Source organism: Candidatus Clostridium eludens, from assembly GCF_045310515.1.
In the GTDB taxonomy this organism is placed as follows: domain Bacteria; phylum Bacillota; class Clostridia; order Clostridiales; family Clostridiaceae; genus Clostridium_B; species Clostridium_B eludens.
Genome location: NZ_JBJHZX010000064.1, coordinates 1 through 16,015 on the forward strand (window position 1 = coordinate 1; position 16,015 = coordinate 16,015).

Annotated in this window: 12 protein-coding genes and 3 pseudogenes; 9 read left to right on the forward strand and 6 right to left on the reverse strand. The window is 33.1% G+C overall.

Annotation, left to right across the window (positions count from 1 at the left end; translation table 11 throughout):
- Positions 1 to 505: 505 nt before the first annotated feature.
- The 3 genes from ACJDU8_RS23460 to ACJDU8_RS23470 form a co-directional block, all read right to left on the reverse strand.
- Positions 506 to 985: a hypothetical protein gene (locus tag ACJDU8_RS23460; RefSeq protein WP_406794606.1), complete on the reverse strand. Its 480-nt coding sequence runs from the start codon at positions 983 to 985 to the stop codon at positions 506 to 508.
- 123 nt (positions 986 to 1,108) lie between these two features.
- Complete coding sequence (locus ACJDU8_RS23465; RefSeq protein ID WP_406794607.1) at positions 1,109 to 1,984, reverse strand: glycerophosphodiester phosphodiesterase family protein; 876 nt, start codon at positions 1,982 to 1,984, stop codon at positions 1,109 to 1,111.
- Between the two features lie 71 nt (positions 1,985 to 2,055).
- Positions 2,056 to 3,207, reverse strand: coding sequence for an amidase domain-containing protein (locus tag ACJDU8_RS23470; RefSeq protein WP_406794608.1), 1,152 nt, complete (start codon positions 3,205 to 3,207; stop codon positions 2,056 to 2,058).
- 190 nt (positions 3,208 to 3,397) lie between these two features.
- On the opposite strand from ACJDU8_RS23470, the gene ACJDU8_RS23475 reads away from it, so the two are divergent.
- Positions 3,398 to 4,165, forward strand: a complete 768-nt coding sequence (locus ACJDU8_RS23475) for a polysaccharide deacetylase family protein (protein ID WP_406794609.1) — start codon at positions 3,398 to 3,400, stop codon at positions 4,163 to 4,165.
- A 54-nt stretch (positions 4,166 to 4,219) separates the two neighbouring features.
- On the opposite strand, the pseudogene ACJDU8_RS23480 reads toward ACJDU8_RS23475, so the two are convergent.
- Both ACJDU8_RS23480 and ACJDU8_RS26040 read right to left on the reverse strand, forming a co-directional pair.
- Positions 4,220 to 4,543: pseudogene (locus ACJDU8_RS23480) on the reverse strand (IS630 family transposase); the annotation flags it as partial.
- Between the two features lie 15 nt (positions 4,544 to 4,558).
- Positions 4,559 to 4,793 (reverse strand): annotated as a pseudogene (locus ACJDU8_RS26040) (winged helix-turn-helix domain-containing protein); the annotation flags it as partial.
- A gap of 875 nt (positions 4,794 to 5,668) precedes the next feature.
- Here ACJDU8_RS26040 and ACJDU8_RS23490 point away from each other — a divergent pair.
- The 8 genes and pseudogenes from ACJDU8_RS23490 to ACJDU8_RS23525 all read left to right on the forward strand — a co-directional run.
- On the forward strand, positions 5,669 to 6,361 hold the full coding sequence (locus ACJDU8_RS23490; protein WP_406794611.1) for a response regulator transcription factor: 693 nt from the start codon (positions 5,669 to 5,671) through the stop codon (positions 6,359 to 6,361).
- On the forward strand, positions 6,358 to 7,740 hold the full coding sequence (locus tag ACJDU8_RS23495; protein WP_406794612.1) for a sensor histidine kinase: 1,383 nt from the start codon (positions 6,358 to 6,360) through the stop codon (positions 7,738 to 7,740). Before ACJDU8_RS23490 ends, ACJDU8_RS23495 begins: the two co-directional genes overlap by 4 nt.
- A gap of 284 nt (positions 7,741 to 8,024) precedes the next feature.
- The gene (locus ACJDU8_RS23500; RefSeq protein ID WP_406794613.1) at positions 8,025 to 8,699 is read left to right on the forward strand and encodes a hypothetical protein; all 675 of its coding nucleotides are present in this window, start codon (positions 8,025 to 8,027) and stop codon (positions 8,697 to 8,699) included.
- A gap of 2 nt (positions 8,700 to 8,701) precedes the next feature.
- The gene (locus ACJDU8_RS23505) at positions 8,702 to 9,367 is read left to right on the forward strand and encodes an ABC transporter ATP-binding protein (RefSeq protein WP_406794615.1); all 666 of its coding nucleotides are present in this window, start codon (positions 8,702 to 8,704) and stop codon (positions 9,365 to 9,367) included.
- The gene (locus tag ACJDU8_RS23510; RefSeq protein ID WP_406794616.1) at positions 9,357 to 10,025 is read left to right on the forward strand and encodes an ABC transporter ATP-binding protein; all 669 of its coding nucleotides are present in this window, start codon (positions 9,357 to 9,359) and stop codon (positions 10,023 to 10,025) included. Before ACJDU8_RS23505 ends, ACJDU8_RS23510 begins: the two co-directional genes overlap by 11 nt.
- Complete coding sequence (locus tag ACJDU8_RS23515) at positions 10,022 to 12,676, forward strand: ABC transporter permease (RefSeq protein ID WP_406794617.1); 2,655 nt, start codon at positions 10,022 to 10,024, stop codon at positions 12,674 to 12,676. The genes ACJDU8_RS23510 and ACJDU8_RS23515 overlap by 4 nt, the downstream gene beginning before the upstream one ends.
- A 145-nt stretch (positions 12,677 to 12,821) precedes the next feature.
- Positions 12,822 to 14,375, forward strand: a complete 1,554-nt coding sequence (locus ACJDU8_RS23520) for a COG4705 family protein (RefSeq protein ID WP_406794618.1) — start codon at positions 12,822 to 12,824, stop codon at positions 14,373 to 14,375.
- Positions 14,376 to 14,695: 320 nt separating this feature from the next.
- Positions 14,696 to 15,415, forward strand: a pseudogene (locus ACJDU8_RS23525) (DinB/UmuC family translesion DNA polymerase); the annotation flags it as partial.
- Here ACJDU8_RS23525 and ACJDU8_RS23530 read toward each other — a convergent pair.
- Positions 15,412 to 15,918 carry a hypothetical protein gene (locus ACJDU8_RS23530; protein WP_406794619.1) on the reverse strand — a complete coding sequence of 169 codons (507 nt, stop codon included), beginning with the start codon at positions 15,916 to 15,918 and terminating at the stop codon, positions 15,412 to 15,414. The pseudogene ACJDU8_RS23525 and the gene ACJDU8_RS23530 overlap by 4 nt on opposite strands.
- Positions 15,919 to 16,015 lie beyond the last annotated feature (97 nt).

The window sequence follows — 16,015 nt, forward strand, 5'->3', positions numbered from 1 at the left end:
AAGTCCATTTTTAATATCCTTAATCACTAGTTGGATCATAAGGTTACCATTAACATTATATTTTATATATCTTTTAAGGCTTTCCATCATTTATGTTTGGTGGATTACAGTGTTGCAGTGGGGGGTGGATGCGATACTTATGTTTATATGTTTACAGAGGAAAGTGATTTCTTCTAAATAATCAATAGTAATAGTTATACTAAGATTCTATTCTTAAATAATTTGAAGTCTTCTAAGAACAATAAAACTTATATTCCGTAGAATTCTCTACAATAAAAAATAGTAAGAAATATAAGTTTTTCCCTGTAAAAAAGCTGACTCGAGGCCAGCTAAAAAAATTTTGAAAGAAATAATCTTGCCTAACAATATGCCAGAATCTTCACATTGCATACGATATATAGAAAATAATTTTAATCAAGATGTAAGGTATCCTTCAAATAAAAATTTTTATAATAAAAGACCAGGTAAATTCTAAAGCTTTAATTATAGATGAATTATTCTTACATTATTTGGTCTTAATCTCGTAATATGCTACTTTATGTGTAATAACTTTATCATTTGTTTTATTATTAAATTGAACGATATCTACTCTGTGTTTACCCACAGTAAGCTCATTACCTTTCAAATTTATATTTAATTTACTATCTGATAGTTGATGTTTAGTATTTAGAGCACTATCTACAAATATATAACTCAGATTTTTTCCATTAAAACCACTGGTGTTTAATTCTAGCTGTTCAACTTGAGTATCTTTTTTTGTATATATAATAGGAGTAGCTCCATTTTTAGAAGTACCAGATGAAGTGGATATATAAAAACTACCTGTGCCCATATCAGCTTGTAGGTCATTTGGAAGTTTCATTAAATCATTTTTAGCTTGATTTGGTGCATTTTCTACTTTATTTTTAACTGTACTGGTTCCACAACCTACTAAATTTATAATAATAAACAAAGTTGTTATAATTAATAAAAGCCTTTTTTTCATTCAGACATCTCCTTTAAGATATAAAATTCTAGTATATTTTTATTATGCTTATTTTTAAAAATAATATTAATCTTTGTTTCAATTGGCCATATAAATTTTATATTACACTAGAAGAACTTCATTTCAGTAATTTATAGGATATTTATTTTTAAGTATAGTAAAATCTCTTATATTTAGTAATAGTTTAGGATTGTCGGTTATTATGCCATCGACACCCAAATTAATTAGCTTATGCATAGAAGTTTGGCCATTGACTGTCCAAATGTATATTTTTTTATTAGAATTATGAATGTTTTCAATTAAAGTTTTTGTTACTAAATTTTCTTCTATACTATAAAAATTTACGTTCATTGAATACAAACTCATACAAGGATTGGTTACTATATAGCCTATAATAATATTAGGATCTAATTTTCTTATATTAGTTAAAATAGTACAGTTTGAAGACTGGATGATACAGTGATTAATAAAATTATTTTTTTTAATAATATGAATAACTTTTTTCGTTAAATCAGTAGTGTTACCGTAAGGCTTAATATGTATAATTAAATTAAGCCTTCCTCTACTATATTTTACCACTTGCTCTAGAGTGGGAATTTTTTCAACCATATAGCCAGGAAGATTTAATGCTCCTATGTTTAATTCCTTAATTTCATTATAACTTAATTGGCTAACTTTTTTATTTAATCCTGTTAGCCTCTTTAAGGTTTTATCATGCATTAATACTACTACTCCATCTTTTGTTTCTTGAACATCAATTTCAGCATAATTTACTTTATACTCCACAGAATCCTTAATGCCACCCATAGAATTTTCAGGCTGATCTATAAAGCACTTCGCTCTATGGGAAATAACCTCTACTTTTTTAAAATCCAAAATATTATTTATTTTGTTTAAATGATTCTCAAAGGTAACTATGCTGGATTTTGATGATGTACACAAAATCATAGATAAAATAAGTGAAATTAACAGGCAGCTTTTATGAGTGGCTTTATTCATTTCGATTTTTCACCTCTAGTTGTTTGGGTATAGTATTATACCATTAATTTAGAATAGGAAAGAATTTAAAATTAATAGTCATTTATGTGTATAAGAAAAAAACGTATATCTTTATCTCCCCATCCTAAATCCCATGGAACGTGATATCTGTCCGTTGTATGAGAGTTAACTAGAGGATATTTGTGGCTATCAAATCCTGTTACTATTCCAAAATGATCTATATTTCCTCTTCCATTTTCATAAGCTATTAAATCTCCAAGCTGCAAACTATTAACTATTCCATTTGACATACCGGGTTGGGAAGTTGTTAATTCATTAAAGGTTCCAATTTTTATAATAGTTCCTCTACCACTATATAATAAATAATTTTTTAGACCATCTGCATTTGCCCACGCTGTAGTACCAGGGTGCCATACGTCATTGATACGCATTGAGCCGCCTTCTTTGTCTCCTAGTATCTGAGAGGCAAAGTTAGTACAATCTCCCCCTACACCATTGTAGTCATCATATTTTTTATTATATTTAAAATTGTTACCACTTCCCCAAGCTGCTCCACAATATTTATCTGCATATGCTATGGCCTTCTCTCTATTGTAGATTTTTTTATTAGGATTAGTTGTATACATAAAATTTTTTATACATAATAAGGTGTTTTTTAATGAATTAATATTACTATTTAAGTTAAAAGTATAGGATTGCAATGAATCTTCAAAACAATCGGTATACCAGTCACTCAGTATAAGCCATTTATTATTTTTCTTAATTAAACTTGCAGTATGACGTATGCCTACCCCAAATGAATTTAGTGGATTAACCGGAGGTGTTCTGTATGCATAATCAAATTTATAGCTTTCCTCAAGAATTAGCTTTAATGCATTGCCAGAAGGTATAACTTTTTTGATTCTTACAGTAGATTCGATCTTTTTGAATTCCATATCCCTTCGAGTAGACCAGTCTTTTAAATATTTGACCCTTTTTATTTCATGATCTAATGCATATCTGCCACTTGGCTTAGAAGTATCATAGTAATTGCTTAATGTTGAATAATCGCCAGTTGTAAGAGCAAGGCAGCGAAAATTATATATTTTTTCAATTTCTACAGCTAGTTCATCTTTATTTATGTGGCTTATAGATCGAAAAGCTGAGCTTTTATGTATCGGTAAAAGTAAAAATACAATTATAAAAATTCCTATTTTTACTGACATACATTTTAATTTTAGCAATATATCCCTCCTAAAATATAGAATAATGATGTATTATTCAGTATCCCTAAAAACTTCTATAGAATATATCATTAGAGGTTTAGTACAAAATTATGTTAAGAATATATTGCCAGTCATTATATTAAGTTTTTTGCTAACAATAATTTATGTATATTTATATAAAAGTTTAATTATTTAGAAGGTGTATAAATTGAAGATTAAAAGATATTATTTTATAGTTTGGTTAATATTTTTAAGTATTTTTTTGATAACCGATTGTATAGGTTTTCAATACAGTGATAGGTTAAATGTCAGAGCGGCATCAAATACGGCTTATGATGAAAAGGTAATATATTTAACTTTTGACGATGGACCCAGTGTAATCACAGATGAAGTTCTTGATATATTAAAAACAAATAATGTAAAGGCAACATTTTTTTTAATAGGAAATCAGATTGAAGAAAATAAGTCAACTGTAAAGAGAATATATGACGAAGGACATAGCATAGGACTTCATACTTGCAGCCATAAAATTAGGAAAATATATTCTAATCAGAATGCTTTTATAAAAGAGATGAATAATACACGAGAGGAGATAAGTAGTGTTGTTGGGATAAAGCCAAATATAATAAGATTTCCTCAAGGTAGTAGAAAACATTTAAATAAAAGTATGCTGAAAAAATTGCATGAATATAATTATAAGGTATATGATTGGAATATAGTTATTTCTGATGGGATAAAAGCAAAAACTCCACCAGAAAAGCTTTTTAGGGAAGCTACAGGGGGGAAAGATAAACCCAACCCTATTATATTGCTTATGCACTGTGATTATATGCATAAAAATACATGTATAGCTCTTCCTAGAATAATAAATTATTACAAGCAAAATGGCTACGAATTTAAGATCATTACAGATGATACTCCAGAGCTATATTTCCCTATATCTCTATATAACGCACAAAATAAATTACATACGTAAACACAATCTATTAATCACAGTTTCCGGAATTTGATTAACCCAGTTAACGAACCATTAAACAGCAGTCCTAATTTCTTTTACACTCGAAAAGAAATCATTATTAATAACCTCGTCTTTCATCCAGCTCCATAAACCTTCTATGATATTCATTTGGGGACTATATATAGGAAGAAAAATTAATGTAATACGATAACTATTATGATCTAAAAATTGTTCAAGCAAACTTGCATAGTGAACTTTAGAATTATCAAGAATCATAACTATTTTACCTTCTGGATATTGTTCAAGTACATTTTTAAGAAATTCTAAAAATATCTCAGCATTATATTTACTATGTTCTTCACAATAAACTTTCCCAGTTTCATAGTTGATAATTCCTAAAAGCTTTACTCATTCATGTTTTCCATAGACTGGAATCATTCTTTACTGACCTTTAGGAAACCATGTTTTACATATTGCTTGATAATCTCTAATCATTGACTCATCTTCAAAAAGAATGTGGTCAATATTACCATCAATCAGATTTTTTTAAAACCTCAAATTCTTGCTTAAAGGTTTCTTGCTTTTCAGGATCTGCTTTTGCCAGTGTATACGTTGGTCTTGTATAACTAAGATTTAACCTGTGTATGCAGCATACCTCTAATACTATACTCAACATTGAAATTATCCCTAACCCATTTTCGTGCTATATTGGAATGCCAGTTTTTTCGATATCTAAAACCAATCTCGTCAGGAGTCTTTGTAGTTATTATAACTTGATATCTAATATGCATACGCTTATTATTAGTAGTTCTTAATAGATTTTTAATATTTTTATTTCTTCTTTTTCACAGGCATCTTCGTTATGCATATTATCAACTCCTGTAATAATAATTTTATTTTAGTATATCATTATTTAGATAGACTTTTGAAGGACAGTTTTAAATATGCTTAATTTTTTATGCGTTATATATAATAAGACTGTATTAAATGAATATACAAATATGGCTAAGATGATTAAAAGACAAATATATAGCATAGCAAAATTTGATCTTAATTAACCAAAAACTTTTATGCTAATTAGAAAATTAACTTATATATGCAATCGGATTTATTTTGATTGTTATATAAGGGGTTTACCAAAATTGATGAAGAACCATACTAAATATTATATTTACATTCATTTTTGTTATTTCATGGTAAATGATTTGTGGTAGCTAATTCTATATAGGATTATACTAATTTGAATATTAATTATTACAAAATTACTTATTTTCATTAACATAAACTAACGTTAATGCTTAAGTAGTTTATGTAATCAAAAATTCTGGCATAAGCCTTAATTTTGTGGCGAGTTTCTAATTTGTTTTTAATAATATATTGAGATAATATAAAAGAAAAATATAAACCAATATATTAGATTGGGTACTTTATTATTTTAAACCAGGAGAAATTTTGAGTGAAAAATATTAAATTTTCGTTATTATTTGTATCGCTGTCGGCAGGGGCAAGATGGAGGTTGAAATGAAGAAAAGCAAAATACTTGTTTTAGAGGATGAAAAGCAATATGCCAGATATATTGAACTTGAACTGATACATGAAGGATATGAAGTAGTAATTTCATACAATGGTATTGAGGGAATTGAAACTGCAAAAAATAATGAAATTGATTTACTGCTGCTGGATATAAATCTTCCGGGAATGAGTGGGATGGAGGTTTGCAAGCGAATACGTCAGTTCTCTTCAGTACCAATAATAATGGTGACTTCTAGAGATGAAACAATTGATAAGGTAATGGGACTTGATTTAGGAGCTAATGATTACGTTACTAAACCATTTGTTATAGATGAATTTCTGGCAAGGATAAGGGCAGCGATCAGAAAGAGTGATATCATCAAGAAAGAATCAAAGAAATTAAAAATAAACGACCTTATTGTTGATACTTTAAAACGAAAGGTCACTCGTGGGAATCAATCCATTGATCTAACAAAACGTGAATATGACCTTTTAGAATACCTTGCAATAAATAATGGCATAGTCCTTACAAGAGATAGAATCATTGAAAATGTTTGGGGATATGATTATGAAGGAGATATTAATGTTGTGGATGTATATATTAAGTATTTAAGAAGTAAGGTGGATGAATCCTTCGAGACAAAACTTATTCATACTATAAGAGGGGTGGGCTATATGATAATGGAGGAAGAGAAGGGATGAGCTTAAATTTTGACAGATTCAGAAAAATATCATGGAAGCTCACAATAATTTATTCTGCAATATTTTCCATACTATGGATATTCCTCAGTGCATCAATTTTATATGGAGTCAGATATTTTCTTATCAACCAGTCAATAAATCAAGTTGAAAGCAGTACTAATATTATCATACAGAACATTATCGGAAATGAAAAGGAGCAAACTGATATTACTGATCCTGAACTTTTAAGTGAAGCACAGTCAAACAGAGAAATAAATATAAAGATTGCCAATTCTCAGGGTAGTATTGTAAACTCCTCCAATAATTTTAACACAAAATGGATTAGTATGACTTCAAAAATAAATACTATTATGGTCGTTGAAAAAGGAGAAAAACATATTGTTGTTAAGAACAGCAAAATAATGAGCGGAAATTCCGTAAAATCCTATATTCAGGTTGCAAAGGATATGACGAATGAGGACGGATTTATGAATCTCCTTTTTACATTTTTAACAATAGTTAATCTTATAGAGATAGTATTAGTGGTTTTTGTAGTATACCTAACAAGTAAGAGGATACTAAAGCCCATAGATAAAATAACAAATACTGCAAAAAGTATAAGTGTAAGGGATTTGAATGAAAGAATCGAGGTTAAGGTGGCGGATGATGAACTGGGGCGTCTGGCAATCACTTTTAATGAAATGATTGAAAGGTTAAAAATATCCTTTGATAAACAGAAACAGTTTGTGTCTGATGCGTCACATGAACTTAGGACACCAATTGGGGTCATTCAGGGGTATGTAAATCTTATTGACAGATGGGGAAAATATGATGAAGGTATACTTAATGAATCAATTCAAGCAATGAAAATCGAAACAACAAATATGATTGAATTAATAGAAAGTCTATTGTTTCTTGCCAGAGGTGATGATGAAAAGAGCAGGCTCCAAAGGGAAAGGTTTAATTTGAAGGGATTGGCCAAGGAAGTAATAAATGACAGTAGACTGGTTGATCAATATCATGATCTGGGTTTTGATATTGATGATAAAATATTTATCAATGCGGACAGAAAAATGATTAAACAGGCATTGCGTTCTTTGGTTGACAACAGTATAAAATATACACCTGAGAATGGGAAAATAGAAATATTGGCGGAAAATATTGATAGAGACATAAAGATAATAGTTCGGGATACAGGTATAGGCATTCCGCAAGATGAAATAGAAAAGATTTTTGACAGATTTTACAGAGTAGATAAAACACGCTCAAAGGATGCAGGTGGAAGTGGTTTAGGGCTTTCCATTGTGAATTGGATTGTAAGTGTACATGATGGAAAGATTTTTGCTGAAAGCGAAACAGGAAAGGGCACAAAAATGATAATGCTGCTTCCCAAAGGCTGAAATTAAGCATAAGGTAGTTAATTTTAAAATTGATTTCTGAGAACGATATAAAAACTGCAGTTGATTGGTAGGAAGATTAATACTTACAATCAACTGCAGTTTTATTATGTTATGAGGTTAGCGGTGCCCAATAAATTAATAAAATAAATTACATTTTTCTAATCGATTTATAATTTTTAAGATACATAATGGTATTGAGATATTAAATCTAAAGCCTTAAATCTTAAAATGCAATAATAAATCCAGTAAAATTTAAAACTAATAAAAATTAAGGAGGTTATCAAATGAAAAAGAAATTTTATCTATCTATTATTATAGTAATTTTTATTGTTTCCGGTGCTACAGCTTGTTCACTAAGAAATGGAGCAAAAAAGGAGCCTGTTAAAAGCAGTACGGTTAGTACAGCGAAGAATACACAGAAACAAGGGGAAGCAAACCCTATAAGTACTCAAAACTCCGTTTCAGTAGAAAAACCAGTGGCGGCGGAGAATAATCCAGCAGGTGATATCCCAGACTCACAAGTATTTGTAAAATATACTTCCACAGCCGGTGGTTATGAATTACAGGTACCAGAGGGATGGGCTAGTACAGAAAATGGTACTGATGTAAGCTTTACGAATAAATATGATGGTGTCAAGGTAAACCTTGTAAATGTTACAGGCCCCATTACTCTCGACAGTATAAAGAAAAATCAAGTAACTGACTTAGAGAAAACAGGAAGAGCAGTAACTGTAAAAAGCGTTAAAGAAGCAAAGCTTTCTGGAATGCAGGTTTTTGTGGTTTCTTACGAGTCAAATTCAGACCCCAATCCTGTAACTAACAAGCAAATACGATTGGAAAATCAGAATTTTTACTTTTATAAGGATGGGAAGATGGCTGTTGTTACAGTTTGGGCACCTTTAGGCGCTGATAATGTGGATCAATGGAACTTTATGTCTAATAATTTTAAATGGAGGTAATTATGAGTTTGTTACAAGCAATTGATCTTTATAGGTTTTTTCATATAGAAGATGAAGAAACACTAGCTTTAAAGGGAGTAAGCCTCAACCTTGAAGCCGGCGAAATAGTTGCAGTTATTGGACCTTCAGGAAGCGGAAAGTCAACACTTCTGGCATGCCTTTCAGGCATAGATGAGCCTGATGGAGGTTATGTTGAAGTCTCAGGTAAGAGGCTCAGTAGAAAGTCTGAGGCTTACAGAGCAGCCATTCGTGCCTCTGAAATAGGTATTATGCTTCAAGCAGGAACCTTGTTTGATGGACTTTCTGTATATGATAACATCCTAATGAGAATGCAGTTAGGTGGAAAAGTTGATAAAAACCGAATAGCGAAGCTATTAAAGAATGTTGGAATTTCACACAGGGCACATTCATATCCTGCCCAAATATCAGGGGGAGAGGCTGCACGGGCAGCGTTAGCAGTAGCCTTGTCAACAAATCCCAAAATACTGTTGGCAGATGAGCCTACCGGTGAAGTTGATGCTGATACGGAAAAACAAATAATTAAGCTGTTAAAAAGCTATTGTGAAAAGGGCGGTGCTGCTGTAATTGCAACTCACAGTAGCAGTGTTGCAGCCCATGCGAGCCGTGTTATAAATTTACGTGACGGGAGGATTATCTATGGCAATTGATTATTTTATTAGGTTAGAAAATGTAGCTAGAACATATTTTCAAGGAGATACAACAATTGAAGCTTTGAAACACGCTACCTGCGATATATGTCCAAAAGACCGTATATCCATAATTGGCCCCTCAGGCAGTGGAAAATCAACTTTGCTTCATATTATGGCAGGATTGGACGATCCTACTGCAGGTTCTATAGACTGGCCTCTTTTAGGCAGTAAAGAAGTACTCAGACCTGCACAGATTGGATTTATCTCACAAACCAGGAGTCTTATGTCTTCCTTGAATGTAATTGAAAACATTGCTTTACCCCTTGTGCTTATGGGCAAGAGATATCAAGAGGCAATTGATACTGCATCAGACTTATTAAAGAGGATGATGCTTTCGGACATTTCGCAAAAATTACCTAATGAGTTATCCGGAGGCCAGCTTCAAAGAGTTGCAGCAGCAAGAGTTCTTTCAACAAAGCCTATGGTGATACTTGCTGATGAGCCTACAGGCCAGCTTGATCATTGCACTTCTGAACACTTACTTGATATTCTTTTTGAGTATATTGATGACACTGATACTGCAGTTGTAATTTCTACACATGACTTGGAGATTGCTGGTCGGATGGATAAAAGATGGCAAATCAATTATGGTGCACTGGAGGTGAATGCAACATGAGCATAATAAAATGGATACAGGCTATTTTGGTACAACGAAAAGGAAGAACAGCTGCGGTTATTTTAAGTGTAGCTATGACGGTGGCACTGCTGTCAACAATAGCTTCCTTTATTGCCTACAGTGGTGCTGTTATGAGTATACGGGCTGTAAGAGATAATCCTACTGACTGGCAGATAGATCTGGTACCTGGCGCAGATATTCAGAAGGTACAGGAGGCTGTGGGGAATACAACAAAATATACTGCCTTAGAGCAAGTTGGATATGCAGATGTGAAAGGCTTTAAAGCTAATACAGAGGGTTCTGTACAGACAACAGGAGCAGGTAAGGTGCTTGGAATCAGCGATGCATTTATAAATAAATTTCCCGGTCAGATGCGGAAACTTGTAGGAAGTAATAAAGGAATACTAGTAGCTCAGCAGACCGCAGCCAATTTGCATGTGAAACCGGGAGATACTGTAAGTATTATGCGTACAGGACTTCCGTCTGTAGATGTTAAAGTGGAGGGAGTAGTAGACCTTCCAAATGCCGATTCACTTTTTCAGGGCATCGGCCTTCCTGCAAATGCAGCACCTCAGGCACCGCCTGATAATGTAATGCTGCTTCCACAGCAGCTGTGGCACAGTATTTTTGATAATCAGGCTACAGTGAGACCTGATTCAGTAAGAATGCAGTTCTTTGTAAATATCAGTCATAGCCTACCGGCAGATCCTAATGCTGCCTATATATATGTACAAGGCTTGGCTAATAATCTTGAAGCTAGAATTTCAGGCAGCGGCTTAGTTGGAAATAACATAGGGGCAAAATTATCGGCGGTAAGGGAAGATGCACTTTATGCCAAGGTTTTGTTTCTGTTTTTAGGATTACCTGGAGCGGTTCTGGCAGCTCTTCTTGTAATATTTATTACTGCTACAGGAAGAGAACACAGGAAAAAAGAACAGGATCTTTTAAAAATTCATGGGGCATCTTCAACCGAGATATTAAAGCTCCAAAGTCTTGAAGGAATTATAGCAGGAATTGGAGGAAGTTTACTTGGAATAGTACTTACTATAATGATAAATAACTTCATTATTCCTAAAGGGACAACAACAGCAAGTACTATTTTGATATGGACAATAATTTCCTCACTGGCTGTATTCATATTGTCAGTAACAGCAGTTTTAAATCCTGTACTCAAAGACTTAAAAAGTCAGTCCACTGCGGCCTACAAAAACAGCCAAAGAAATGTTAAACCTATATGGCAGAAAATATATCTGGATGTGATACTGCTTGCATTATCAGGCTTTGAATTCTGGAGAACCGCCGGCACAGGCTATCAGATTGTATTGGCACCGGAGGGAGTTGCTGCAATTTCTGTAAATTATGAAGCCTTCATAGCGCCATTTTGTCTATGGTTAGGAGGAGTATTGCTTGTTCTGCGTATATTTAACAGCTTTCTTGGAAAGGGTAGAAAAGTGCTTTCAAAAATTATTAAACCAGTGGCAGGAAAACTTTCGCCCATGGTTTCAGCGTCTCTTTCAAGGGAGAGAAGTTTTGTAACAAGAGGAATTTTATTAGTGGCTCTAGCAGTGTCTTTTGCAGTTTCAACATCTATATTCAATACTACTTATAATATGCAGTCAAAGGTTGATGCTCAGCTTACTAACGGATCGGATGTCACAGTTACCGGAATAGTGCCTTTTGAAAAAGGTGATAAAAGAGTTGAACAATTGAAAACTCTTCAAGGTGTGGTAGGAATACAGTTGATGCAGCACCGATTTGCATATGTAGGCAATGACCTTCAGGACATATACGGAATTGATCCTACTCATATCAATGATGCAACAACAATATCTAATGCATATTTTGAAAACAATGATGCACAAAAAACCCTCGAAACTCTTGTAGCACATCATGATGGGGTGCTGGTTTCAGAAGAAACGGTAAAAGATTTTCAACTTCAACAGGGAGATTTAATAAATTTAAGGCTTCAAAATACCAGTGATCATAAATATCACATAGTTCCTTTTCACTTCGTGGGGGTTACTAGGGAGTTTCCAACCGCACCAAAGGATTCTTTCCTTGTGGCAAATGCGAGTTATATTTCTGAAATGACTGGCAGCAGTGCATCAGAGGTAGTTTTGATGCGTACATCAGCGAATCCGGAGAAGGTAGCGGCAGAAGTAATAAATACACTTGGCAATATGAATATTCAAGTATCGGATTTGAATTCGGTACAGCAGCTTATAAATTCCAGTCTTGCAGCTGTAAATCTCAAAGGATTAACTTCCATAGAATTGATTTTTGCAGTAGTGCTGCTTGCAGAATCTATTGGATTAGTGCTGGCTTTGGGACTGGCTGAACGAAAGAGAAATTTTGCGGTATTAAAGACTATTGGCGGAAAGGATAGCTATATAGGTGCATTTATTTGGAGCGAAGGAATTATAATATTCCTTGGAGGAAGTATTTCAGGTGCTCTACTCGGAATCGGTGTTGTGCAGATACTGGTAAAAGTACTTACAGGGGTATTCGATCCTCCTCCGGAATTTCTGGCAGTTCCATGGCTTTATCTTGTTTTATTGGCCGGAACGGCAGTTATAACTTCGATTATTGCTATCTATTTTGTGAAATCTTTATCCAGACGACCGGTGGTAGAAGAACTGCGAAGCCTGTAAAATGTTGGGCTTTCTCAAGTGCTAGCAATTGTTCTAAAGATATCCAGGTATGGTATAACCATGTCAGTTGGGAGGTTGTTGGGAGAAAAATAAATATATTTAATGCAAAATAAGAAACAACAATAAAAAGGAAGGATGAATTATAATGGAATTAACAAACAAAAATAAAACGAAGATTTTACTTAGCAAAGTGCCTGAAGTTACTATATTCTTTTGGATAATTAAAATTTTATGTACAACTGTTGGTGAGACATTTGCTGATTTCTTAAACATCAATCTTGGCTTGGGACTAACATTAACCTCAGTTATAATGGGTGTGGCTTTCGCTGTTGTTTTGTTTATTCAATTAAAAACAAAGAAATATATTCCCGGTGTTTATTGGCTGACTGTTGTTTTGATCAGTGTTTTCGGCACATTAATTACCGATAATATGGTTGAAAATATGAATGTGAAGCTTACAGCAAGCATAATCATGTTCACAATTCTTTTAGCTGCAACATTTGTACTATGGTTTATTAGCGAAAAAACACTTTCAATCCACTCTATTTTTACATTAAAGAGAGAAGTTTTTTACTGGCTTGCCATACTCTTTACATTTGCACTTGGTACTGCCGTTGGGGATTATGTCGCTGAAGAACTGGCGCTTGGGTACACTCTAACTGGGCTGATAGTACTTGCAATCATTACTTGCGTTTTTATATCTGCTAAATATTTTAAATTCGATTCTATACTTACGTTTTGGATTGCTTATGTTTTAACACGCCCGCTTGGTGCATCACTTGGTGACTTTATGTCTCAGCCCAAAAGCTTAGGAGGACTTGGGCTTGGTGCAACATTAACAAGCATCATTTTCCTGTCTGCAATTTTAGCCGTAGTCTTGTTTTTATCATTGACAAAAAGGGATAAGATTGAAAACGAGAAGACTCCAGTAATCGAAAATCATGCAATGCAAAAGGGATTAGTTGCTCAGGTTTGCGTAATAGTATGTGTATTTGTCATTGCAGGAATATTCATTGGCACATATGCCAGCAGTCACAACAAAATTATTAAAGATAAAAACAACTTATCAGGAGAACTTGCAGGGTTTATCAGCACAGAAACTGACATGAGGGGTTATGTTTTGGCAAACGATTTTAAAGACGCCAGAAATAAGGCAGATACTCTTGAACATGATTGGGATTCGCAGGAAGGCATACTTCGTCCGCAAAATCAAAGCCAGTGGACAACAATTGATGTCACATTTGATCAAGTATTAACGGCGATACGCACAACCAACGATAATGAAAAATGTAAGTCGGTAATTGACAATTCGCTTGCAGTGCTCACAAAAATAAACAGCACATCACCAGTTAAAACACAGAATTCAGAAGCAACATCGGCACAGAAACCGACAGAAAGTTCAACTTCCAATATATCCAAAACAGCATCACTTGGTGATTTATCAAGTTTTATAAAAATTGAGCAGGACACCTTGGCTCTTGTCAACAAAGGTGATTTAACTGGAGCAAAAATTCGTGTACATGATTTGGAAACTGCGTGGGATAATGCACAAGCTAATCTTCAACCACAAAATCACGAAAAATGGACTCAGATTGATAGTTCAATCGATACTGTATTATCACAACTGCGAGCAAACCATCCAAATCAGGCTGATTGTAAATCCGCTTTGCAAGAGTCAATTTCAGCCATGCAATCATAAGGTTACAAGAAATCATTCATGGTGAATATATGGCCTAAATAAAACAGTAAAATATGCTAATAAAGGTACTGGAGGTAGTGGTTTTTCATGATGTATGATAATTACAAACATGTAATATTATACCTGGGTGGGAGTGCATAATTTAATTTGGGTGGGTATCACTCTTTAACCGAAGCTAAAATGTTTTCTAGAATTGAAAATTTGTACAAATAGTTATTGTTTTACATAATTACACAACGTTGGACTTCGTTAATTAAAAAAAGCCCTTTATATGATAAAATATTTCAACACGAATTAGTATCATTTTTCTATCAAAACACATTACGGAGCTGTGGAAAAAAGATATTGAACATAAGTTATGACCACTACCAATCCGATTTATGTATGGAGTAGGAAAACAGAACACACAAAAGCTTGAAAAAATGAAAATTAAAACTATAGGTGAGCTTGCACTTTTTGACAGAAGTTATATTATAAAAGAACTTGGTAAAATAGGAGGTGAAATTCACCAACTTGCTAATGGAATCGATATTTCACAGATAAAACCTCATTTACAAGATGACATAAAATCAATTGGAAAATCAGTCACATTGCCTCATGACATCTCAGATATAGAGAGTGCAAAAATTGTTTTGATGAAGCTTTCTGATGAAGTTGGGATGACTGCCCGCAGGCATGATAAAAAGGGACGTACAGTACAAATTAGCATTAAATATTCTAACTTTCAATCCATTACCCGACAAATAACTATACCTGCAACTTATCTTGTAAAGGAAATTTATTCCGCTGGAATTAAGATGCTTCAAAAAAATTGGAATAAGCAACGGCCAGTAAGGTTGCTAGGAATAAGCCTTAGTGGGTTTGCCAAGGATAATGATAGTGAACAGATATCAATATTTAATATGTTAGAAGAGGAACGTGAAAGAAACAGTGTAGACAAAATAGATAAAATAGAAACCGCTATTAATGATATACGTCAAAAGTATGGTTCTTCAATAATTAATCGTGCAATATTGATGAAGAAATATAATAAAAGTTAATTCTGTGTATCTGATTTAGCTGTATTAGCATAGGTGGCTAATACAAGCTTTTTATTTTTACTGTATATATTATTCTTGATATTTATATATTGTTCAGTTAGATAAACACAAGGATTATGAAAAAAGGGATATTTTTTATCAATAAATTCATATAAAGAAACTTTTTCATGTTGATTAGGGATAACTGGTGCTCTTGGTAAAGGGAGTTTATTTAATAGGGCTAATTCGTTAGCATCTGAAAATATATAATTAACTGTATTATTTTCAAACTCAAACGAACTTTCGCTATAAATTATAAATGAATTTGAATCTACTGTAATTCTATCAAATTCAACTTTTATAAGTTTAGATGGCTTACGATTGTATGTGTCATAAATTAACATAACCTGAAGTAAATTTTGATTAGCTAATTTCAATGTTGATTTATTCATTTCATAAATACGCTTAGAAATTTTATATGCTTTATAATTATCTGTTATATGTAAAACCATATAGCTAGTCATAAAATATCACTCCAATAAAATAATCATCACCACCCGTAAAACGGGTGGTTTGCTCAGCCCTATAAGGGCATGTTACTGGCTGTGCTACTCGCACACT

Coding starts and splice junctions, on each gene's coding strand:
- ACJDU8_RS23460 (WP_406794606.1), bottom strand. CDS start 985: ATGAAAAAAAGGCTTTTATTAATTATAACAACTTTGTTTATTATTATA.
- ACJDU8_RS23465 (WP_406794607.1), bottom strand. CDS start 1,984: ATGAATAAAGCCACTCATAAAAGCTGCCTGTTAATTTCACTTATTTTA.
- ACJDU8_RS23490 (WP_406794611.1), top strand. CDS start 5,669: ATGAAGAAAAGCAAAATACTTGTTTTAGAGGATGAAAAGCAATATGCC.
- ACJDU8_RS23495 (WP_406794612.1), top strand. CDS start 6,358: ATGAGCTTAAATTTTGACAGATTCAGAAAAATATCATGGAAGCTCACA.
- ACJDU8_RS23500 (WP_406794613.1), top strand. CDS start 8,025: ATGAAAAAGAAATTTTATCTATCTATTATTATAGTAATTTTTATTGTT.
- ACJDU8_RS23505 (WP_406794615.1), top strand. CDS start 8,702: ATGAGTTTGTTACAAGCAATTGATCTTTATAGGTTTTTTCATATAGAA.
- ACJDU8_RS23510 (WP_406794616.1), top strand. CDS start 9,357: ATGGCAATTGATTATTTTATTAGGTTAGAAAATGTAGCTAGAACATAT.
- ACJDU8_RS23515 (WP_406794617.1), top strand. CDS start 10,022: ATGAGCATAATAAAATGGATACAGGCTATTTTGGTACAACGAAAAGGA.
- ACJDU8_RS23520 (WP_406794618.1), top strand. CDS start 12,822: ATGGAATTAACAAACAAAAATAAAACGAAGATTTTACTTAGCAAAGTG.
- ACJDU8_RS23530 (WP_406794619.1), bottom strand. CDS start 15,918: ATGACTAGCTATATGGTTTTACATATAACAGATAATTATAAAGCATAT.